Here is a 21,310-nt window from a genome sequence, read left to right as displayed (position 1 = left end):
GCTGCCGGGGCTCTGCGGTCGGCCGGTCAATTGGGAAAGAAGTCTTGCTCATCGAGTGCCTGCCGCAGTGCCTTGAGCGCGTAGAAGACCCGTGACTTCACGGTGCCGGCCGGCACGTCGAGCAGGCGACCGGCCTGAGCTGCGGTGTGGCCGTGGTAGAAGACCGCCTCGAGGGTGACGCGCATATGCGCGGGCAGGGCATTGACAGCAGAGCGCACCTTTTCGGTATCGCTCAGCAGGGTGACGAGATGGTCGGCGAAGTCCTCGGTCCGGAGGGTGCTCTCGATCTGGTCATCCTGCACTTCCGGGCGCAGCTCGGCCGCTCGGATCTGATCGATCAGGATGCGTTTGGCCACGGTGTAGAGCCAGGCCCGACTCCATCGGCCGTCGCTGTTGCGCGCGTCGGGGTTGCGCCAGGCGCGCAGCATCGTCTCTTGCAGGATGTCCTCGGCCCAATAGCGGTCGCCGCGGGTTCGCCGAGTCAGGAACTTCAGCAGCGGCGGACCATGCACCTGGTGAAGGTGTCGAAGCGACGCGTCGACCTCGGAAAGTTCGTCCGCCGCCTCGGGCCTGCGGATGCTTCCGCCCTTGTGCGCCTGTCGCATAGATCTTCCACCCGTCCCCGGCGGCAATTCGATACATGCGTCGCCTATTTATTTCCTGAAGTCTAACTTCAATCCGATGGAGCCCTCTGACGGCCGCGGGGTTGCCGCGTATTCGTGCCCGTAGGTCCGGTCGCGATGACCAGACGTACGGGCACGGTGCCAGGCAACTCGCAGGGTCAGGGCCGCGAAAGTTCGACTGCTCCGAAGGACACCCGGAAGCGTTCGCACCAGATACTGACGCTGCGGTAGGTCGCGAGATCGGCGTCGGCCGGCAGCTCGTAGTTCTGGCTGCCCTTGTTCCCCTTGAGGTCACCGAGGTCGAGGTGCCGGCCGTCGTCGAAGACCCGCCATCCGTCGATGCCGGGAATCACCGGCGCGTCGGTGAGCCAGACTTTGAGCGCCGGCCCGTTGCTGGTATCGAGATCGGCCAGGCGCAGGTGCCTGGTGCCGTCCGCAGCCTGCACGATGCTGGCTGTGCCCGTGGTGTCGTGTTCGTGGCTGATGAAGGTGCCCTTTGCCAGAACCGTCGCCCCGGCGATGTTCCCCTGCGCAGCGGTGCCCGCCCCGAGCGGCTCGTCGACGGTCTCGTCGATCCACAGCTTCCACGGCTGCAGCAGTGTGAGGGCAACCACGGCCAGCACGACGAAGACTGCAAGTGCGACCCAGACGCCACGCCGGCGGGCGAGCGTCGGGATACGGATGTCGGTCATGGTGATCAGTCCCCGTGGTGGGGCGAAGCGTTACACACCAATTCCCGCGGGGCCGGTGGCGGGACGGGCGATCGTTTGAAGATTGGCTTAAGTCCGGCCAGTTCTGCGAACACCTGCGGCGTCACGAACGTCCTTGGGACCGGGTGCGCAAAGGCGCACCCGTTGATGGGAGGACATCAGTGGCAAGGACTTCGCGTTCCCGGTTCCGGATCCTGGCGGGTGCCGGAATGGCGGTCGTCGTCGCAGCGATCGGGGCAGTCACCTTCCAGGCGTCCGCCGACGAAGTGAGCGGCCTGCAGGCGAAAGCCGTCGGTCCGCAGACGGAAGCTGTCGGCCAGCAGGCGGAGGCTGTCGGCCCGGAGGCGGAGGCGGCCGGCCCGCCGGCGGTGGGACCCGGCGCCCGCCGGATCGGCGTCCCGCGGATCCCGTCGTCGATCCGTCCGCCGGCCGGTTCGCGGTTGGTCGGGGCGTACATCGTCACCACCGGGACGCAGACGTACACCTGCACCGGCGGCGTCTTCACCGGGGCTTCGGCTCCTGAGGCCCGACTCGTCGGCACCGCCGGCTGGATCCACCACACCGTCGGGCCCAAGTGGCAGTCCGAGCGGGACAAATCGCTGATCACCGCCACCAAGACGGCCGAGAGCCCGCGTGAGGGCACCATCCCGGAGCTGCTGCTCACCGTGAACAGCCACAGCGGTAAGGGGATCCTGAGCAACGTGAGCTACATCAGCCGCCTGTACACCTCGGGTGGAGTGGCCCCGGCCGGTTCGTGCACCGACGGGGCGACCAAGGCCGTCCCGTACAAGGCGCTCTACGCCTTCTGGGCAGCCAAGCGCAAGTAACACGTGATCGCGGCAAGCCTGGCCCCGTCCGGGCTTGCCGCGATCAGCAGTCCGTGGCCACCGGCCGCAACGGGTCCGGACTCCGTGTGTTTCATTGCTCGTCGGGTTCGGTCAGCATGCACAGCGCCTGGCGCCGCAGGAAAAGTTCGGTGTCGTGGTAGTTCCAGCGGCAGTCGTGGATCAGCGTCCGCCAGGCGGCCAGACCGAAACAGAACCAGAGCCGGTCCCGCACCGCGTCCGGCCCGAGATGCGCGGCGACCAGGTCGCTGGTCACCAGCCGCTCAGCGACGCGGCCCAGCGCATCGCGCTGGGCTACGACCACCCGGTCCCAGGCCAGCCGCGCGCCCTCGTCACTGGCCATGGACGCGTACAGCAGGTCGACCGAGGGCTGCAGCCGTTCCGTCTCCGCCCGGCTGCAGCTCGCGAGCAGAGTCAGTGAGGCGTCGAGCCCGGTGGCCGTCGACACCCCCGCCGCGACTTGAGCCAGTCCCGTACCGGATGCGTCGAAGGCAAGAAGATTCTCCAGCACCGCGGCCTTTGTCCCGACGCTTGCGTACACGGTCTTGACGGCGATGCCGGCTGCGGTGGCGATGTCGGACATGGTGACGCGGGCGTAACCATGACTGATGAACAGCTGGCGCGCGGACTCGAGGATGAGGGCGTGCGTGCGTTGTGCGTCCTGCTCGCGTCGTGGTGAGTGGTAGGCGCGGGAGGTGTTGGCCATCCCCATAAGTTACCGACCGGTCAAGACCCTGCCGACCTCGGCTACCCGAGGTGGCTCTCCGGTGACCAAAAGTCGTGCCCGAGTCGATGAACGTCGACCCGGTTGCGTCCGTTCTCAGGGGACACTCGCGTTGGAGAGGACACCCGAGGCAATGAAGATGGTGATCGGCCGGCTACGCGGGCTGGGCGCAGCCGGCGTGCGGGCCGCGCGCTCGTTACGCAGCACCAGGCAACGTATCGAGGTCGGAGTGGCACTGCTGGCAGCCGTAGCGTGCATTGTGGCCGCCGGCATCCAAGTCGGCCCGGCGCTGGCGGAGACGAAGATCGAGGGTGAGAAGGTGCCGGCCTCGATGTTGCCGGCGATCGTCGTGGGTGCGACATCCTGCCCGGCGGTGACCGCACCTCGGCTGGCCGCCCAGCTGATGGCGGCCTCGAGGTTTCAGGCCACCGCTCGGACTGACACCGGTGAGGGCCTCGCGAACCTGAACGCCGAGGACTGGAGGAAGTGGGCGCCGTGGGCGGAGGCGCAGCGCAGCGACGTGCTGGCGAGTGTGCTGGCGCTGGCCCACCAGACGTGCAATTTCGTCGGGACGGCCAGGGAGAACGGCGTCGACGGCAGCGAATGGGAAGCGGCCGTGGCCGGTGACCTGGTGGGGATGGACGAAGTCCTCCGGGCCGGGGCGGTGCCGGAGGCCGCCCGCCGCCATGTCGAAACCGTGGCCGGTTACGCCAACTGGTACGCAGACCAGCCACAGTTCAGCGACCCTGCTGACGCGGAGCCGTCCGGGTCGCCCAGTCCTCCGGCCAACGTGGTCAAGGTACCCGAGGAGCTGGTGGAGCCGATCCGAGCGGCCGGTCGCATCTGTCCCGGCGTGCTGCCGGCGTCGCGGGTTGCGGCTCAGGTGATGGCGCTGTCGGGGTTCAACGCCAGTCTCCGGGGCCCGAACGGTGGTCAGGGCATTGCCCAGTTCACCGAGTCGATGTGGGAGCAGTACCAGCCATCGTCACTCGCCTCGGTCTGGGACCCTGCGGTGGCCATCCCGGCCATGGGCACGGCGATGTGCGATTTGCGGAATCAACTTTCCGGCCTGCAGCCCGACGATTCGTCGGGCGATTCGTTCACCCTGGCGATGGCCGCCTACCAGTGGGGACCTACCGCGGTGCGGGCCGAAGGTGGCGTCCCTCGTCACGCCCGGGTGAAGCAGCTGCCCGACCTCGTCGCCCGCTATTTCTCCACCTACCAGGCCGATGCCCGCCTGGGGGAGCCGAAGAAGGAGCCGGTGGAACCGGCGAAGCCGGTAGAGCCGGTGCAGTCCGGGGAGCCGGAGAGCAAGCCGTCGACCTCGACCGGACCATCGGCCGCGGCGCCTACTTCGTCCTCGGCGTCGCCGAGCCCGGCAGCGTCGGATCAACCCACGCTCCCCCTGGGGCCCGGCGCGGTGCAGCCGACCGGCCCCAAGATCTGGGACACCGCCACCGAGTTCCAGATCGCGAATGTGCTCAGCGGCCGGGTCATGGATGTGCCGGGCAAGAACACGATCACGGCTGCGCACACCACGATTCAGCTTTACGACAATGACAAAGGCGCGGATCAGAGGTGGCGCATCGCCAACGCGAGCGATCCCAAGTACGTCGTCATCACCAATGTCCACTCCGGCAAGGTGCTGGGGATGCGGGGCGGCAAGCGGGAGAACGGGGTCGAGCTGGTGATGACGAATCGGGTCGCCGGCGACTTCAATCAGCAGTTCCGGCTGCAGCCACTCGGTGTCGGCAGCTACGCCATGATCAACCGCAGGAGCGGTAGAGCCCTCGACATCATGGGCAACGACTGCTGTGCCAACAACGCTACGCCCATCACCCAGTGGGACCTGCAGACCAAGGAGGTCGACATGCGCTGGAGCATCAAACCCATAGCCAAGCCGAAGAGCTGAGCCGGCCGTGCCGGCCACTGCCCGCTGCATTCCGGTCCGCCGGATTGCAGCGGGCAGTGGTCAGCGGGGGTTGAACTCCCGGTTGTCGAGAGCCGCACGCATCGCGCGGAGTGCGTAGAAAGTCCGTGACTTGACTGTGCCGGCGGGAATGCCGAGCAGCTCAGCGGTCTCAGCGAGCGACAGGTTCCGGTAGTAGACCGCGATCAGCGTCAGGCGGAAATGCTCCGGCAGCGATCGCAGGGCCGCGCGGACCTCCTGCGTATCGATCAGAGTCTCGACGGGATCCTCGGTCATCGGATGCGCGTCGGACTCGGTGTCCTGTAACTCGATCGGACGCGCGCCGGCCGCTCTGATCTGATCGATGAGGATGCGCCGGGCGACTGTATAGATCCAAGCGCTGTTCCACTGCCCCTGCTCGTTGCGGGACTCCGGACTGCGCCAAGCGCGCATCAACGTCTCTTGAACGATGTCCTCTGCTCGGTGCACATCTCCCCGGGTTTGCCGGGTCAGATAGCCCAGAAGTGCTGGTCCATGGGCCTGCTGCAGGTGATGCAGCGCGGCCTCATGGTCCGGTGTGGTTTCCGGCAATGCGGCCATTCCAGCGTCAACTCCTGCGACGTCCGTAAATTAGTCTCACGGCGTGGATATTGAATAGCTAGAGACTAACCGAGGCATGATCGGGGAGCCCTGCCCGCGCTCGGACGGGAGGGACATGTGCCCGTTCGGTCGTGGAGGATTCCCCCCAGATTCGAGGAAACTGCTGCAACCGTTGCCCGGACCGTCGGTCGGCGGGAAACCATGCGGAACATGGTGCTGTCCCGCATGCTCGGCCGGCGGCGGCCACCGACCCGTCCCGAACCATCACGACGCCTCCTTTTCGTGGAATGGCTCGACCAGGCCGCAGTCGTGTCCCACGCCGACGACCCACCCCTGGTGCTCTGGCAACTGCTGCGCAACGCTCAGCGGCCCGGCGGCGACCTGTTGATCACCGCGTCGCCGCGGGCCGTCGGTGATGCCGCGTGCGGTACCGTCCTGCGTCGCACGGTGGAAAGCGCGGCGAAGGTCTGGGGAGTGCGGCGCGCCTGGCTGGCCGTCGACTACATCGGCCGTCCCCAGGAGGCGTACGCCTCCTGGTTGTTGCGCCTTGCCGAACGGGCCGGCGTCGAACTTCTGGCCCCGGACGGTCCCCTGCACGTCACGCCGGACGGCACGTTCTACGTCGCGCCGGACGCCGGGCTGGGCTGGCGGTCGTACCGGAGCGGAGGCGGTGCGCTGGTCACGACTCGCCGCTACCCTCCGCCGGTCTGGGAGCAGATGCTGCCCGACCGCCCGATGCCGCTACCAGGCCTGGTCGCCGAGCCTATTCCGGCCGGGCTGCTCCTCCATTCAGCCCGCCGTTCGCCCGGGCCCGACGATCCCGCATATCACGTGCCGGTGGATCCGGCCGGTCCGGTTCTCGTCCTGCGCCACATCGGCGATCCTCCGGTCGACCCGCGCCAGGTCGCCGAGTTGTTCACCGGGCTTCCGGCCGGCATCCCGGTCCTGGTCCGGTCGGACGGGCCCACCATTGCGGCCGGCTGGCGGGAAACGCTCGTCCGTGCGCTGGCTACCACCTCCGGCGAGGCGGTTGTATCGCGGCCCCGGCTTCCGATGGGGGTGGGTCCAGCGCCTTTGCGGGACGGTTGGGTACGGGCGGCGGAACGCCTCTACCGGCATCGGGCCGTACGAGGTCTGCTGGCCGAGGTCAACTCGGCCGGGATCGTGTTGCGTGCGGATTCGGCGTCCGGTCAGGACAGCGGCGCGCTGGTCGATCCGGACGAGGGGGTGCTCGTCGTCGACCGGACTCTTTCGGATCCGCTGACCGGCATGCTGACGTCGTTTCTCACGGCAAGCACAACCCAGCCCGGGCTGGCCCTCGTCGGTGAGGGAGCACCCCTGGTGCAAGCCATGCTCGATCGAGGAACTCGAGCCGGTCCGGCTCCGGTACTTCCCGTTTCCGAGCCGGTTCCTGCGGCCACGGCCGCGCCTGCTCCGGCTGCTGAGCCGGTGCTGGTGAGCGAGCCTGTGCGGAATGACGAGCCGGTGCGGGATGACGAGCCGGTCGTCGCTACGCCGTCGGTCGTTCCCGCTGTTCCCGCCGTCGCCGTGGCGCCGGTGATGACAGTGTCCGGTCCGGAGCCGGAGCCGGAGCAGTCATTCGCGACAGCGTCGGCCGGCTCGCCGGCTCCTAACTTCGCGGCTGTGCCGGCCGCTGAGCGGAAGATCCCCGTTCGGCCGGCCGCGTCGCCCGCGGTTTCCCGGTACGAACCGGCCGTCCCGGCCGCGATCACCGAGCGAGGCAGCACCGGCGACGAGCGACAGGCATTCGTCACGGCGCTGGGCCCGGCTTACACCGACTCGATCACCACCGTCAACGCCGCGCTGGCCGCCTGGCCCGCCCTGCGTCAGGACACGTCCGCCGCCGCCAAGACGGACCTGGTGGCCGTCCGGGTGTTCTTTGGTTCCTCCGCCGCCGGCGCGTCCGAACTCAATGTGGAGCTGCGCGCCGGCCGGTCCGCACCGCTGGCGGGTTACCTCCCCTGTCTGATCTCCGGGCTGCGCCGGTTGCCGCCTTGCCGTCGGGCTGTGGTGTGCCAGGCCCGTATCGGCGTACCGGCCGAGCGCCTCTATCGAGAGGGAGCGACGCTGGTCGAATCCGGCTTCCGAACCGCCGGCGGCGCCGACGGCTTGTCGGTCGCAGACGCTGACATCGACTACCTGATCTGGTCACGGACCGCCCGGCAGGCCGGCGTGCTGGGGGAGGAGGGGCTGGACGAAGTGGTGTTCCTGGCCGGCGCCCGGTTCAAGGTGCTCGGTGTGCGCACCGGCGAAGCGGACACGGCCGGCCTGCCCCGGACGGCCGTCCTGCTGCGCGAGTTACTGGTCGGCGAGACGACGACGGCGGGTCTCGACGACGCCGACCGGTCGGTGCTGGGCCGGCTGGAACGGGCTCTGGCCCGTCGCCGGTCGGCGCCCCGGATCGATCTCACCGAGGCCGGCTCGGACGCCGCCGGCCGGTTGATGGGCCCGCCACTCGGCTTCACGGACTCGGGTGCGGCCTGAAGCGTGTTCTGACGTGAGAACAAACCTCTGGTTCGCGTGAACATGAGTGCTCACCTTGCCGTTTCCAGTGCGCGGCCGCGATCGGAGCGGCCGCGACGGAGGTGACGGTATGCAGCGGCGACGGACGATGGTGGGTCGGAGCTTACAGCTTGCGGCGTTGGGTGAGGTCTACCGCGAGGTTGCCGATGGTGGGCGGTTCGTACTGGTCACCGGCCCGGCGGGCAGCGGGCGCACCACCCTGCTGGACGCTGTGGCCGACGGCTGGCGCGCCGACGGCGCCACGGTGCTCCGGGTGCACGGCCATGGCGCCTCGAACCCGGTGGCCGGGTTCACCGCCGTCCTGCACGCCCTGCGGGAGCAGTACGAGCAATTGGCCGATCCGCTGCTCGGGCGGCCGCTGAGCATGATCGCGGCACTGTGCGCCGGCTCTGAGTCCTCGCCCGTGCTGGCCCAGCAGACCTCGGTCGCGTTCGAGGTGGTCAGCCGGCGCGCGCCCGTGGTGGTGGTGGTGGCCGATGACGTCGACGTTGCGCCCGGTCTGACCACGGCGCTGGCGGCGGCCGTTCGTGATGGATGTCTCGTCGTGGCGGCCGCTCCGACGGCGGCCGGCCGGCCGGGGGCCCTGGCCGATCGGATCGTCGACCTGTCCCCACTGGACGCGGACGACATCCGTGAGCTTCTCCACCGGCGGTACGGCGCGCCGATCGACGACGGGGTCGTGCCGGCTCTGACCGCGGCGCTCGGCCCCCTTGACGGCAACACCGCCACCGTGGTCGACGTCGCGGCCGACCTTGTCCGGAGCGGACGGCTCGGCGTGGTCAGCGGTCATCTCTGTCTGCTCGACCCCCACCTGCCGATCGCCCTGCCCGCTGAACACCGGCTGGTCGTCGCCGTACGGGACCGCGGCGCGGCCGCCGTCCGGATCGCCACGACGGCCGCCATCACCCGGCTGAGCCTTGACGACCTGCCGTTGTTCGCCGACGCCACGCTCGGCCGCCCGGGAAGCTACGGCCGGTTGGTCGACGAGCTGACCGAGGCCGGTGTGCTGGTGCCTGGTCCTCAGCGCGATCTCCGGCTGTCTTGTCCGGCGCTCTCCGCTCGATTGGTCCTCGACGCCGGGCCGGTCGCTGTGGCCCGGCTCCACCGGGTGTACGCCGCCGCCATGTTCCGCCGGGCCGGTGGGGCCGTCGACCGGGCCGCGCTGGCCGATCACGTCGCCCATGCCGGCCTGGCCGTGCCCACCGATCGTCGTACCGCCGTCGACCTCGCCACGACCGCCGTCGGTGCGACAGACCGGGAGCCGGTTCGCGCTGCCGACTGGCTGCGGGCCGCGTTGTGGCACGCCGGCGGGGGAGAGGCGGCCGACGACATTCTGTCCCGCCTGGTGCGTGTCCTTGTCCGGACCGGGCAGTTCGGCCGCCTGGCCGAGGTGTTGGCCGCCGCCGCTCCGTCTCGGCGGCCCGGCGAACTGGCCGCGGCAGCCGGGCTGGCCTCGGTGCACACCGGCGTCCGGATGACGGACGTGCTGGCCCGGTGCGGTCCGCCCGGCGAAGGGATCCGACGGTTCGTGGACCGCTGGATGGACGGTGTCCCTACTGCGGCCCCGGCGGGCGGCCCGCTGGAGTTCGCTCTAGTGGATCGGGCGATGGGCGAAGGTCTGCAACCGGGCGACGGCCCGGTCGACGCGTTGCTGACCACCGGGGGAACCGGCGATCTGGGAGGGCTGCTCCGGACGGTGCTCGGCGAGCACCGCTACGGCGTTCCCATCGAGGGACCGGTTGCCGCCTACCACCGTTTGCATAAGTGTTATGCCGCAGGCGATCTGACCGGTGTGCTGTCCGCCGCACGCGAGCTGGAGCTGCCCGGCGCGGAGAGAACGATGCTGCAGCGGTTGTCCCGGATATGGGCGGCCGAGGCGTTGACCCTGCTGGGTCGTGACGACGAGGGCGCGGCCTGGCTGTCGTTGGTTCCCGATGAGCCGCCGTACACCGCTCTGCGCTGGTGGGCGCAGACGAGTGCCGCGGCCGTGCCCGAGCAGCTCGAAGCCGCTCGGCGAGCCTATGACCGGCAGCTCGCACACGGCAGCCGGATCGGGGTGGAGCTGCTCCTGGTGCGGGCCACCGATCTGGCTGCCCGGTCCGGGCTGAACGTCCAGGCGCAAGCCTTCGCCGTCCTCGCCGACAAGGCCGGGCCGCGCCATGTCAGCACGGAGACAAGGCTGCTTGTCCGCGCGCTGGCCAGGGAGGACCTCCCGGCCGCGACAGCGGCTCTCGATCTGATCCGGGCCCGCGGGCACCGGCCGGCCCTCGTCCGGGCCGCGCTTGCCGTCGCCCGGATGGCCGACGATCCGCGGCCGTGGCTGCAGGAGGCGCAGGAGACTGCCGAACGATCAGCCTCGCCCCGGCTACGATCCGACGTGGCAGCGGTGATGCGTGACCTTTCCGTACCGGTGCGGGCGCAACGGCCGCTACGGTCGGCCTACAGCGACATCGAGCTCCAGATCATCGAGTTGATCCGGCGGGCCCACACGAACCGGCAGATCGCCGCCCGGATCCAGATGAGCGAGAAGACCGTCGAGAACTACCTCACCCGGCTGTTCGCCCGGACCGGCTGCCGTTCCCGGGTGGAATTGGCCGCCATCAGCCTTCCCGCGGGCATGGCTGCGTGACGATGACTGCCGACTCGTTCTATTCTCTGCCGTCCGTACTCATGGACGTTCTGTCTCGCCCGGCCGGCCCGCCGCTGACCGTACTCACCGGACCGGCCGGTGTCGGCCTCACACACGCGCTCGGGGACCTGCGTGGCGCCTTGACGCGGGCGGGCCGCCCGGTGCTGCAGATCCGGCTCGCGCCTGAGGACCGCGACGAGGACTGGTATCTGGTGGGCCGGTTGCTCTCGGGCCTGGCGCGTCAGCCGGCTCGTCCGATCGCCGGGACCGGGTCCCGGCTTCCGACCGAGCCGACGGGAGAAACGCTGGCCCGGGTGCTACGCGACGAACCCGATCTGGTGGTGCTGATCGACGACGCACAATGCGCCGATCCGCGGTCGGTGGCAGCGCTGCTGGCGGCGCTACCCGGGTTGACCGGCACTTCGGTGCGGTGTGTGGCCACCTGGCGGGCGGGAGCCGAACTCGGTACGCCGACGGCCGGTGAGGCCGCACTGGCCATGCAGGCCGACTTGATTCGCTTCGCCTGGGTGCGTCCGCTGACGGCGGCGGCAACGCGCGAACTGGCCGGAAAGATTCTCCAGGCGAATCCGCACGAGTCGCTCGCCGTACCTTTGAGCCGGCTCGCCCGGGGCCGGCCCGCCGCCGTGCACGCAGTCCTCGAGAGCTACGGCCGATCGGGGACACTGCGGGTGACCGATCGGAACGCCTTCCTGTCCGATCCGGACGCTCTGCCTCGCATACCTGAGGACCACGCGCTGCTGCGCCCGATCACCCGTCTCACGAGGGACGTGCGGCTAGTGGCGTGCGCTCTGGCGGCGCTGGCACCGCTCGGTCAGGCGGCCCCCGCGCTCATCGCCGACAGCCTGGGCATGGCCGGGGTTCGCGTCTACGCAGCCCTACGCGAGTTGCGACGGGGCGGGGTGGCGGTCTTGTCCGCTTCCGGATGGCAGGTGGCCGTGCCGGCGGTGGCAATTGCCTTGCGGGATGCGTTAGGTCCCTACCGTCGGGCGCGGCTCGCTCAGGTCGCGGTCGAGGCGATCTGGTCCGGACACGCGCACTGCGCCGACCCCGAATACCTGCCCGATCAGGTGGCAGCGGCCGGCACCCTGGTCGACGTCCCCGCGGCAATCATGCTGCTGCGGGAGCACGCATCGGGTGCGGCAGTCACCGCGCCCGCCGCCGCTGCCCGTTGGTGGGCGGCCGCCGCGGCGATGAGCGGCGAGCCGGCCGACCGCGTGGAGGCACTGCTCAGCCAGGCCGGCGTCGACCTGCGCACCGGCCGGTACAGCCAGGCCGGAACCGCTGTGCGCGCTTTGCTCGACGGATACCCGGGGGACCTGTCGCCGGCGGCCCGGGCCGAGGCCAGGATGATCGCCGCGGCCTGCGCGGCGTCGCCGTCATCGGTTGTCGTGGAGCAGATCGTTCCGGATCGTGGGAGCGAGGCGGGAGACAGCCGTCGGGCGGCCACGGCGGTCATCGACCGGCTCGGCCGGACCCTGGTCCTCGGCGATCTGATCGGTGCAGAGCGGGATCTGGCGGCGTCCGATCTGCCGGCTTCGGCGATTCCGGCGCCGGAGCGCTGCGTGCGGGACTGGCGGGCCGGCCGCTGGGAGGCCGCGCTGGAGGCGGCCATGTTCAGCACGGCAGCCGACCTGTTGCGCGGCCGCCCGGCCCTGGGCTCCGTCGTCCATCGGGCCGCCGCCGAGATCCTCCTTGCCCGAGGCCGACCGGCCCGAGCCCGGACCGTGCTCGCGGCGATCGGCCCGGGCCACGTCGGGCCGATCCTGCCGGTGGTCCCCGCGGCCGAGCTGGACTGGATGCTGGGCGATGTGACAGGTGCCTCCCGTACGGTGGACAAGGCCTTGGCCCAGGCCACCCAGGGCGCGGCCGAGCCCGGTCTGGACGAGTTGTGGCTGATCCGCGCCGAGCTCGCCCGGAACCGGGGTGACCTGCCGGGGGCCTGGGCCGCGGCCGGGCGTGCGGCCGCCGTTGCCGCTGAGCTGGGCACCGAGCTGGCCGCACTGCATGCCGCCACCGCCCGGATGGTGGCGGCCGGGGAGAGCGACGACGAGGTGCTCGTGCGGGCGCGGGCTCTGAACCAGCCGTACGTGCTGGCTCGCACGCTGGAACGGATGGTCCGCTGGACCGGCCACGAACCGGGGTCGCTGGCCGAGGCCTACGAACTGCTCGGTGACCTCGGTGCCCTGCTGCACCGGTCACGGGTGCGCCAGGCGATGCGTGAGCACGCCCTGACCATGCCCGGCCGATCCCGGACCCTGGCCGAGAGCGAGCTGCTACTGGCGACCCTGGTAGCCGACGGGCTGTCCAATCGGGAGCTGGCGTTGGCCACGCAGAGCAGTGAGAAGAGCGTTGAGGGTCGGCTGACCCGGCTGTTCACCCGGGCCGGATACCGTTCCCGGGTCGAACTCGCGGCAGCCGTGCTGGCCGGTGCCTTTCCGACGGGCTGAGTCTTCATCCGGCCTGATCGCCGGTCAGGCTGGACAGTGGCAGGTCGATCCCGCGGGCCGAGGTCCGCCAGCGGTTGCCGTCGGCCAGCAGCACCTCGTCGACCCGGGTCCGGGCCCACACTCGCTTGGGCAGCAACAGAGTGACTCCGGCGGCGACCAGTTCAGGCAACCGGGAGCGTACGGCGGCCAGCTCGACGAGACCGGCCGCGGTGGCCGTGACGTCGATCGCCCGGTTCGCTTCGATCGTCAGATGCACCAGCCGATGGCCGGGCTGCACCTCGGGCCGGCGCGTGTGCAGGGCCAGATGATCACCGGAAGGCGTGGCGGCGTCCAGGGGGAGTACGGCCCAGGCGCCGCTGCCGCGCTCGGCCCGGGGCCACGGCACCACTTCGTTGGGCAGACCGTCGGTGCCGTGCCGAGCCCCCGTGCAGCGCAGGAGCAGCGGATGCGGCGGTAGTTCCTTCTCGTCGCCGGGCCGCCCATGCTCGTCGATCCGGTACATGGTCTCGGTTTGTGCCTGGTCCAGCCACCCGGCCGGCAGCACGAACACGGACCCTTCGGCGGCGAGATGCCGAAGATCAGCGGGCACGTCGGGTACCCGGCCGAGATCGACTGCCGCGCCGGCGGCGACCCGCAGGCGAAGCAGATGCCGCCGGGCGTTGGCCCGGGCCGTCCGTTCGCCGTCCAGGTTGCCGGCCAGGAAGAGATTGGCCGACGGTACGCCGTGGGTGGCGACCCGTTCGGCCGGCCAGTCGCAGGCGACGTAGAGAGTCATCGGTACGGCGTTGACCTCCGGCTGCTCGGGCAGCCACCGGACGCCGTGCGGACGGCGCCCGCGCGCGGGTAGGGTCAGCGCCGGACGCGAATCAGGCGCCGGCAGCACCCGTTCGGGTTCAGACTGCGCGGCTACCACCTCCACCTCGATCTGCGGCTGCGGCGGCGGTGACGGGACCGAGCTGGACGGCGTCGTGACGACCAGCCGGTGGCGGGGAATGAGCCAGCCGTCGTCGTTACGCCATCGGCCGGTCTCGGTGACGTCTTCGGGGCTCCCGGCTCGCCGCCACCGGGCCGGCTCCCCGTTCTCGTCGATCGCGCGGGCCAGCCCTCTGGCGATCCCCAGGGACGCGCCGGGTGGCAGCGTCCAGATCTCGGTCCCGAGCTCTTTCTCGAGGTGGGTGAGATGGCCGTGCAGGCTCGCCACGTGATCGAACGCCACCGGGGTCAGCAGCAACAGGTCCTCACCCGACCATCCGGCGGCCTCGAGCCGGGCGTGCAACTCGGCCGGACCGGCGGCCAGGTCGGTGCCGTCCTCGTGGTGCCACGCCAACCGGCCGTCCGTCAGCACTGTGAGGTCCAGCAACATGCTGCCGTGTTCGGCCGTCACCTCGGCGTAGCGCGTGCGCAACCACTTCTCGATCTGCCGGCCCGTGCTGACCACGGCCACCCCGCCGGCCCGGAAGACGTACGGGGTGCTCCGGGGCATCAGCCGGCCGTCGAGGTCGGTGACGAACCGGGCCTCGCCGATCGGCCACGACGGTGGCCGGAACTCGGTCCAGCCGGTGATCTCGCCGTCCCTGTTCCGTGCGGACAGGTCACGACAGCCACGGAGCAGGACCGCCTCGTCACCGATATGTGGTGTCCAGACGGTGGCTCCGGTCGCTTCGGCCAGCGCCGACAACTGCCGGGTCAGCCGGGACTGCTCGGCGGTGTCGTCCGGCCAGCGCAGCCACAACCGAAGGTCGCCGCCGTAGAGGTACACCGAGGACAGCGCGGCGGCCAGGTCCTGTCCAGTGGCACTGCGACCGCGGCTACCCTGGTCGTAGGTCGACAACCGGAACTGGCCGTCCCGGGCGGTCACCGCCACCGTAATCAGGCCTGGGTGCCCCGCTCCCAGCGCCGCTGCGGCCGCCCGGCGCAGCACGAAGTCGTCCCGGTTGGCGAATTCGAGTCCTCCGCCGGCCAGGGGCAGGGTCACGATCCCGGACCGGGGTAGCACCAAGCCGCCGGCGAGGTCGAACCACCCGGGCAGAGCGGTGGTCAATGACGGCGGCTGAAGCAGTACCCAGTCGGCGACGCCACCGCTGACCCGTTCGACCGGCACCGCTTCGCCCTTGCCGCCGCCGGCGCCGACCAGGACCTCCAACCGGGTGCCGGTCGGGGTGATCAGCAGGTCGCATCCCAGCCCTTCGGCGACCAGACCGAGCGTGGTCGCGTTCCGGGCGCCATCGTCCACCAGCACCCGGACGTCGCGGCCGGGCGACGTGACGGAACGGGCGTATTCGATCAGCTCTTGGGCGGTGAGGGCCGCGTCCGGCGCCGAAGGCCGGGCCAGACCGCCGGTGGGCGTGCGCACCAGCTGCAGATCGGTCAGCCCGGCCAGTGGGAGTGGCGCCTCCACGGACGCCTTCGACGATGACAACGTTCCTCGCTAAGTTCGAGTGCCGAACCGGATCGACCAGCGTGCGGCCGGTGCGGTGCCGACGATGACGGGTATGGTCCGATGCGGGCCGTGCGGCACAGGACCCAGCCGGGCCCACAGTCCGGCCGCATCCGCGCCGTCACAGACGACGATTTTTGTCCGGCGGATCGGCCGGTTCCCGTCCAGCAGCTCGACCGAGGCGATCCGCTGCCATGGTCCCTCATCGCCGAGAGCATTCCCCACGACCACCACTTCGGTGTCGTCGCCCAATTGTGCGATCAGGGTCCGTGCGTGGCGCCGGACCGTCTCGGTTCCGCCCAGGATCGTCATCGCGTCCGGAGCCATCGTCAAGTCCATCCACATGCGACGGCCGCCGGCGGTACCTGCGATCACGGTTGTGCTGGACGGCGGCGGCTGGTCGTCGTCGGCGAGCCAGCCGTACGCCGGGCCCCACCGGCCGGGTCGGACGCCGATCAGCCGGACGGTGGCGGACTCTGTTCCACACATCACGTCGGTCTCGAGAACGGCGAGCGGTGCCGGAGGCGCGCCCGCCGGGGACGACCGGGGGCGGGAGGCCAACTCCGTTTCCAGGTCGTGACCACGCGGGCCAGGCGCCGCTACCGGGGGCGCCGGGGCCGGAGGGGCCGGGGCCGGGACGGGATCGCCGAGCGGGGCCGACGAGCCGGTCGGACCGAGCAGTCGGTTCTCGATGCGCGGCGGTACGGGCACGATCGGCGGTGCCGGCACGCGCACCAATTGTCCGGCTGTCCGGGCACTGCGGCGCCGCGCGACAATCGCCACCTGTGCCCAGACGACGAGCAGCACGGCCAGCACCAGCAGAGCGATGCGAAGCGCGTTGGCGGACCACGGCGTCGAGTCGGTCTTGCGCTCGGCGGCAGGCACCGAGCCGGCCGGCGGCTTTTCCACCGGGGCCGTCGGCTCGGACGCGGTGGAGGGCTTGGCCGACGGGGACGGCGGGCCGGTTACCGGCAGCGGCCCGGTGCGGACGCCCGGTCCTTCGGCGTCAGAGGGCAGAGCCAACACCCAGCCCGGCTCCACCCGGGTCGCCTCGGTCATCGTCTGGCCGCCGGGCTGTGCCCGGCCCTCGTTGAGAGCGAAGATCTCCCGGTACCGGTTGCCGTCGCCCAAGGTTTTGGCCGCGATGGCGAAAAGGTACTCCGGGCGGCCGTTCACTGCCGGCCCGACCACGTAGTACTTGCCCGTCTCGGCCGGCGCCCGCCCCTGGTGTGCGACCGGCTGATAGGACACAGTCCCTGGCGAGCGTTCGCCGGCGACCGGCGGCACCAGCAGGAGCGCGGCGGCAATCACCGCAATCCATCGCATGTCCACCTCATTTTCTGACCGCGAGGAACTCGTGGCGCCAACTCGTGAACCGAGAAGGTACCCGCTCCGTTTCCAGGGAGTCCCCAGCTGCGGAGGCACAATGATCGGAATTACACCACATGAGCGGAATGCAGGCACTGTGACCGATGTGTGTCGCCGCGCTGCCGCCGAAATCGATGAGCGGCTGTCCAGTCTGCGGAACATCCTGGCCCTCATCGATCCGGCGGCGTCGCTGATGTCGAGGTCCCGGCTGGACGATCTGCTGGCCGGCTTCGACATCTACCGCAGGATGCTGGGTGACGCCTTGCACGACATCGCGGACGCTCTGTCCGGAACGGCGGCCGCCGAGGAAGGGCCTGTTCATTGGGAATCTGTGAGGGCTCCGACGGATACCGGAAAGGTCGTGGCCGACCGCGTGATCGTCGAGTCGGCCACCATGATCGCCGGCTCGTTGGCGGTTCTGCGTCGTCACCTTCTTCCGACTCGCGAACTCTGGGACGGCGACCGGGTATCAGTCCTGGGTCCGGCGGTCGAGTGGACGATCGCGGCAGACGGACTGCTCGGCCCGGACGGTGTCCTCGGCCAGATCAGCCGGGCGATCGCGGTGACCTGGCCGGAGCTTCCCGGTACCGGCTGGGCCGCCGGGACCACCCCGATCGGTCGCGGATGAGTCCGTCGGTGGATGACGTGCACTGTGCCGACGAGGACATCCGGACACTGCTCGGTTTCGTCGCTCTGGGCCGGGCCACCGAGGAGGAGCACCAAGCCGTCACCGCGCACCTGACTGCCTGCGCAGCGTGCCGCGCGGAACGGGTGGAGATCGACCAGGTGGTCGCCGCACTCGGCCTCTTGTCGGTCGCCGACGTCCGGGAACTGATCGAGGAGTCGAACCTGCCGGAGGCTCCCGCGCAGCCGGCCGCTGACAGTCATTTGTTCGGCGCTCCGGGCGCCCCTGACGCGCGCGCACTTCCGCGGCCGTCACCGATCGCGCAGCGCCGAGTGCTGAGTCGTGACGATGATCCGAGTTCACGGGGCCGCGCGTCGAGCCGGCGTATCGAAGGCTATCTCGCGCCTCGGCCGGCGACCGGTCCGCTGGCGCGTGGCCCTCACCCGCATCGCCGGGCTCGGCTCCGGCGTTCCTCCGGCGCGCTCGCATTCGGCCTCGTCGGGCTGATCGCGGCCACGGCCGGCGTGTGGGCCGCGGCCGGCCGGGGGCCGGCGGCCGACGAGCTCGGCCCCGTGGTGGCCGTGGCGGCCACCACGGACGACGGCAGCGGCGTCGACCTGTCGGCCACTCTGTATCAGGAGGCTCCTGACCGGGTGAGCATGCGGCTGACGGCGTCCGGGCTGGGCCCCGGGGAGTACCAGCTCTATGCGGTCACGGACAACGGCGAAGACCTTCTCCTCGGTCGCTTGGCGTCCACCCCGGAGGGTGGCAGCTTCGCCGGTGACATCCCGGTGGGCGCGAACAACCTCTGGTATCTGAGCATCAAGGAGAACGACGGCACCGTGATGGCCCAGGCGACCGTAGAGGCCGGCTCACCCCCGGATTAGGCCACCGAGGTCATCACCGGACGCCGGCGAACTCAGTGACAAATCCCCGGTCGGCATGAACCCACCGCCCATCGCTTCCGTTCACAGGTCACCATTGGTGGAGAGGGAAGCAGACCGTGGCTTTGAAGAAGGCAATCGGCCGGATCGCGGGAGTGTTGGCTGCGGTCGTCCTCGGTGTCGGCCTGTCCGGGGCACCGTCGTCGGCGAAGGCGGACGAGTACGTGCAGTACTACGCTGTGGGGTCGTCGTCGGAGACCCTCCGGCAGGTCGCTGAGCGCTTCCTCGGCTCTGCCGGGCGTTCCACCGAGATCTTCAACCTGAACACCGGCCGGCGGCAGCCCGACGGCGGAAGTCTGGGCGACCCCGCCCAGCTGAGCGCGGGTTGGTATCTCGTCCTGCCCTGGGATGCATCCGGATCCGGTGTCCAATACGGCGTCCTGCCCACCGGCAAGCCGTCGACCGGCAAGCCGCAAAGCGGTGAACCGTCCCCCGGCCAGCCGGACGACGACTCGGGACCGGCGGGTGCTCCCGGCCCCGGGGTCGTCGGGGACGACGGGGCCATCGGGCAGGGCGTCCGCCCGGTCGCGCCGAGTGCCCCGGCCGGTGGCAATCCGGGTGACCTGCCGACGACCCCGCCTCCGGCTCCTACCGGCAAGTGTGTGGCGGCGACCGCGGCCAGCCGGCCGTCGAACTGGGCCATGGATCGTCTCGCGGTCGCTGAAGCCTGGACGGTCAGCCGAGGCACCGGACAGTCCGTCGCGATCATCGACTCCGGGGTCGACGGCCGCGCCGCTCAGCTCACCAGGCGCGTGGCGGTCGGCGCGAACATCGTCACCGGCGAGGGCCGCGGGGACAGCGACTGCCTGGGCACCGGGACCGCGATGGCCGGCCTGGTCGGCGCCGAGCCGGTCGGCAAGCTCACCTTTGCCGGGATAGCGCCGGAAGCGGTGTTGATGCCGGTCAGAGTGGTCACCGACGGCAAGACGCCCGGGACGGCCGATCCGGCCACTGCGATCGAGGTCGCCATCTCGGCCAACGTCACCGTGATCGCACTCGGATCGGCGGTCGACCTGCGCAGCGACACCGTGGTCCGTGCCCTGAAGACGGCAGTGGACAAGGGAATCGTGGTGCTCGCACCCGCTCCGGCCGCCGGTGGCGCCGGGTCCGACGTTCCGCCGCCGGACGGCGTCGTTCTGGTCGGTGCGGTCACGGCGGACGGCAAGGCCGCCCGGCAATACGCACCCGGATCGGTCGACCTGCTCGCGCCCGGGGTCAATGTGACCAGCATCGGCGCCAACGGACGACCGGGCTTCGTCGGCAGTGGCGATCGCTATGCGGTCGCCTTGGCGGCCGGAGCGGCTGCGCTGGTCGGCTCATCACATCCGGAGCTTGATGCTGCACAGATTGCCCACCGGCTGACTGTCACCGCCGACCGGGCCGGCGGCGCGGAGGTCGGCCTGCTCGACCCGGTCGCCGCGGTCACTCGTGAGCTGGCCGAGGAGATCCCATCGGCCGCCGCGCCCGGCGGAACGGTGGGTCAGGAGGTCAGCGGTGGCGACGGCGTCCGGATCGCCTTCGTGATCACCGTTCTGGCCGGCCTGCTTCTGAGCACGCTGCTGGTCTTCCGGTTCCGCCGCACCATGCGCCAGAGCACGTCCGACGAAACCGGTGAGCCCGATGCTGCCGATGCTCTGGACGAGGACTGGCCGGCCGCGCCCGAACCCGCTGCTGCGCCACACTGATGGCCGGAGTAGGTACCAGCGCGGCCGCCCTCGTCCTGGCGCTGGCCGCGCCGGCCACCGCCGTTCCGGTGCCGGCGCCGTCCCCCTCCGGCGGTAGCTGCCTGGGACCTCCGCAAAGCGTCGAGACCGGTGTTCCGTGGGCCCAGTCGAGGCTCGGTGTCGAACGTGTCTGGCCGATGACCCGGGGCGCCGGCGTCACAATCGCGGTGGTCGACACCGGCGTGGCCGCGAACAGCCCGCAGCTGCGCGGTCACGTCCGACGGGGCTTGGATCTAACCCGCGGCGGCGGACGACGCGCCGATACCGACTGTTTCGGTCACGGCACCTTCATCGGGGGCATCATCGCCGCGCAGCCCACCGGTGGGACCGGATTCGCCGGGGTCGCCCCGGACGCCACCCTGCTGCCGATCCGGGTCGCCAACAGTATCGACGACGGCACCGCCGGTCTGCTCGCCAAGGGCATCCGGTCGGCGGTCGACGAGGGCGCCTCGGTCATCAACGTCTCGGCCAGCACGGCCTCTCCGGAGGCCGGTCTGGTCGCCGCCGTCAAGTACGCCGAGGAACGGGACGTCGTGGTGGTCGCCGCCGCCGCCAACGGGGCGGAGCAACAGCGTTCGGTCGCCTACCCAGCAGCGCTGCCCACGGTGCTTGCCGTGGGTGCGATCGACAAGCAGGGCTTGCTGGCGAAGTTTTCCCAGCAGGGACTCCACCTTCGGCTGGTGGCGCCCGGCGTGGACGTGGCGAGCATCGGCCCCGGCGGACCGGGCCACTGGCTGGGCAGTGGGACCAGTTACGCCGTGCCGTTCGTGGCCGGGACCGCCGCGCTGGTCCGGGCCTACCGCCCGGACCTCACCGCCGCTGAGGTCCGCCGCCGGCTCGTGCTGACCGCCGACCACCCGGCGACCGCGCTACCGAATCCTGGGCTGGGCTGGGGGGTGGTGAACCCTGCGGCCGCGGTGTCGTCTGTCTTGCCGGAGGAGAACACACTTCTGAGTGCACCGCGGCCACCGGACTCGGTACGCCGCCCCGCCCAGCCACCCGCGGACGGCATCGGGCCGCATCTGGCCACCCTCGGCGCCGGGTTGGCTGTCGTGCTTCTCGGTACCGTTCTGCTGCTGACCCGGCTGCTTCCGGCGGGATATCGCCGGCGCTGGCGGCCGGCGCGGGCGGCCACGGTGCGCCGTGGCCCCCACGCCTGA

General features: G+C 70.7%; 15 protein-coding genes. 9 read left to right on the top strand and 6 right to left on the bottom strand.

The genetic code is table 11. The annotated features are described in order from the left end of the window. Positions 1–26: 26 nt before the first annotated feature. A complete protein-coding gene (locus tag KXC43_RS46455) occupies positions 27–605 on the bottom strand; it encodes a sigma-70 family RNA polymerase sigma factor (RefSeq protein WP_221382699.1) in 579 nt (192 codons plus the stop codon). Positions 606–781: 176 nt separating this feature from the next. Continuing rightward, the gene (locus KXC43_RS46450) at positions 782–1,315 is read right to left on the bottom strand and encodes a DM13 domain-containing protein (RefSeq protein ID WP_221382698.1); all 534 of its coding nucleotides are present in this window, start codon (positions 1,313–1,315) and stop codon (positions 782–784) included. Between the two features lie 227 nt (positions 1,316–1,542). Here KXC43_RS46450 and KXC43_RS46445 point away from each other — a divergent pair, with 227 nt between their 5' ends. Further along, positions 1,543–2,160, top strand: coding sequence for a DUF3455 domain-containing protein (locus KXC43_RS46445; protein ID WP_221382697.1), 618 nt, complete (start codon positions 1,543–1,545; stop codon positions 2,158–2,160). Positions 2,161–2,251: 91 nt separating this feature from the next. Here the strand turns inward: KXC43_RS46445 and KXC43_RS46440 are convergent, their stop codons facing one another. Further along, positions 2,252–2,884 (bottom strand): TetR/AcrR family transcriptional regulator, encoded by a 633-nt coding sequence (locus tag KXC43_RS46440; RefSeq protein WP_221382696.1) that lies wholly within the window; start codon positions 2,882–2,884, stop codon positions 2,252–2,254. On the opposite strand from KXC43_RS46440, the gene KXC43_RS46435 reads away from it, so the two are divergent. After that, positions 2,874–4,814, top strand: coding sequence for an RICIN domain-containing protein (locus KXC43_RS46435; protein ID WP_221382695.1), 1,941 nt, complete (start codon positions 2,874–2,876; stop codon positions 4,812–4,814). The genes KXC43_RS46440 and KXC43_RS46435 overlap by 11 nt on opposite strands. A gap of 60 nt (positions 4,815–4,874) precedes the next feature. On the opposite strand, the gene KXC43_RS46430 is transcribed toward KXC43_RS46435, so the two are convergent. Continuing rightward, complete coding sequence (locus KXC43_RS46430; protein WP_221382694.1) at positions 4,875–5,411, bottom strand: sigma-70 family RNA polymerase sigma factor; 537 nt, start codon at positions 5,409–5,411, stop codon at positions 4,875–4,877. 210 nt (positions 5,412–5,621) lie between these two features. Between KXC43_RS46430 and KXC43_RS46425 the strand changes: the two genes are divergently transcribed. From KXC43_RS46425 to KXC43_RS46415, 3 genes are all read left to right on the top strand, one after another. Further along, on the top strand, positions 5,622–7,916 hold the full coding sequence (locus KXC43_RS46425; RefSeq protein ID WP_221382693.1) for a hypothetical protein: 2,295 nt from the start codon (positions 5,622–5,624) through the stop codon (positions 7,914–7,916). Positions 7,917–8,025: 109 nt separating this feature from the next. Then, positions 8,026–10,584: a helix-turn-helix transcriptional regulator gene (locus KXC43_RS46420; RefSeq protein WP_308129571.1), complete on the top strand. Its 2,559-nt coding sequence runs from the start codon at positions 8,026–8,028 to the stop codon at positions 10,582–10,584. A 41-nt stretch (positions 10,585–10,625) separates the two neighbouring features. Continuing rightward, on the top strand, positions 10,626–13,052 hold the full coding sequence (locus tag KXC43_RS46415) for a helix-turn-helix domain-containing protein (RefSeq protein ID WP_221382691.1): 2,427 nt from the start codon (positions 10,626–10,628) through the stop codon (positions 13,050–13,052). Between the two features lie 4 nt (positions 13,053–13,056). Here the strand turns inward: KXC43_RS46415 and KXC43_RS46410 are convergent, their stop codons facing one another. Beyond that, entirely contained in the window at positions 13,057–15,450 is a 2,394-nt protein-coding gene (locus tag KXC43_RS46410; protein WP_221382690.1) for a hypothetical protein, read from the bottom strand. Positions 15,451–15,480: 30 nt separating this feature from the next. Then, entirely contained in the window at positions 15,481–16,815 is a 1,335-nt protein-coding gene (locus KXC43_RS46405) for a hypothetical protein (RefSeq protein WP_221382689.1), read from the bottom strand. 139 nt (positions 16,816–16,954) lie between these two features. On the opposite strand from KXC43_RS46405, the gene KXC43_RS46400 reads away from it, so the two are divergent. The 4 genes from KXC43_RS46400 (at position 16,955) to mycP (ending at position 21,310) form a co-directional block, all read left to right on the top strand. Beyond that, positions 16,955–17,485 carry a hypothetical protein gene (locus KXC43_RS46400; RefSeq protein ID WP_221382688.1) on the top strand — a complete coding sequence of 177 codons (531 nt, stop codon included), beginning with the start codon at positions 16,955–16,957 and terminating at the stop codon, positions 17,483–17,485. Between the two features lie 8 nt (positions 17,486–17,493). After that, positions 17,494–18,369, top strand: coding sequence for a zf-HC2 domain-containing protein (locus KXC43_RS46395; protein ID WP_221382687.1), 876 nt, complete (start codon positions 17,494–17,496; stop codon positions 18,367–18,369). 116 nt (positions 18,370–18,485) lie between these two features. Then, entirely contained in the window at positions 18,486–20,111 is a 1,626-nt protein-coding gene (locus KXC43_RS46390; protein WP_221382686.1) for a S8 family serine peptidase, read from the top strand. Continuing rightward, positions 20,111–21,310, top strand: a complete 1,200-nt coding sequence (gene mycP / locus KXC43_RS46385; protein ID WP_221382685.1) for a type VII secretion-associated serine protease mycosin — start codon at positions 20,111–20,113, stop codon at positions 21,308–21,310. The genes KXC43_RS46390 and mycP overlap by 1 nt, the downstream gene beginning before the upstream one ends.

This window comes from Paractinoplanes polyasparticus (genome assembly GCF_019710575.1).
In the GTDB taxonomy this organism is placed as follows: domain Bacteria; phylum Actinomycetota; class Actinomycetes; order Mycobacteriales; family Micromonosporaceae; genus Actinoplanes; species Actinoplanes polyasparticus.
This window is presented reverse-complemented; position numbering and strand designations above follow the sequence as displayed.

What these genes read in the sequence shown, in the direction of transcription:
- KXC43_RS46420 (WP_308129571.1), top strand. Translation starts at nt 8,026, where the DNA reads ATGCAGCGGCGACGGACGATGGTGGGTCGGAGCTTACAGCTTGCGGCG.
- KXC43_RS46450 (WP_221382698.1), bottom strand. Translation starts at nt 1,315, where the DNA reads ATGACCGACATCCGTATCCCGACGCTCGCCCGCCGGCGTGGCGTCTGG.
- KXC43_RS46405 (WP_221382689.1), bottom strand. Translation starts at nt 16,815, where the DNA reads ATGCGATGGATTGCGGTGATTGCCGCCGCGCTCCTGCTGGTGCCGCCG.
- KXC43_RS46445 (WP_221382697.1), top strand. Translation starts at nt 1,543, where the DNA reads ATGGCGGTCGTCGTCGCAGCGATCGGGGCAGTCACCTTCCAGGCGTCC.
- KXC43_RS46425 (WP_221382693.1), top strand. Translation starts at nt 5,622, where the DNA reads ATGGTGCTGTCCCGCATGCTCGGCCGGCGGCGGCCACCGACCCGTCCC.
- KXC43_RS46440 (WP_221382696.1), bottom strand. Translation starts at nt 2,884, where the DNA reads ATGGCCAACACCTCCCGCGCCTACCACTCACCACGACGCGAGCAGGAC.
- KXC43_RS46415 (WP_221382691.1), top strand. Translation starts at nt 10,626, where the DNA reads ATGGACGTTCTGTCTCGCCCGGCCGGCCCGCCGCTGACCGTACTCACC.
- mycP (WP_221382685.1), top strand. Translation starts at nt 20,111, where the DNA reads ATGGCCGGAGTAGGTACCAGCGCGGCCGCCCTCGTCCTGGCGCTGGCC.
- KXC43_RS46455 (WP_221382699.1), bottom strand. Translation starts at nt 605, where the DNA reads ATGCGACAGGCGCACAAGGGCGGAAGCATCCGCAGGCCCGAGGCGGCG.
- KXC43_RS46430 (WP_221382694.1), bottom strand. Translation starts at nt 5,411, where the DNA reads ATGGCCGCATTGCCGGAAACCACACCGGACCATGAGGCCGCGCTGCAT.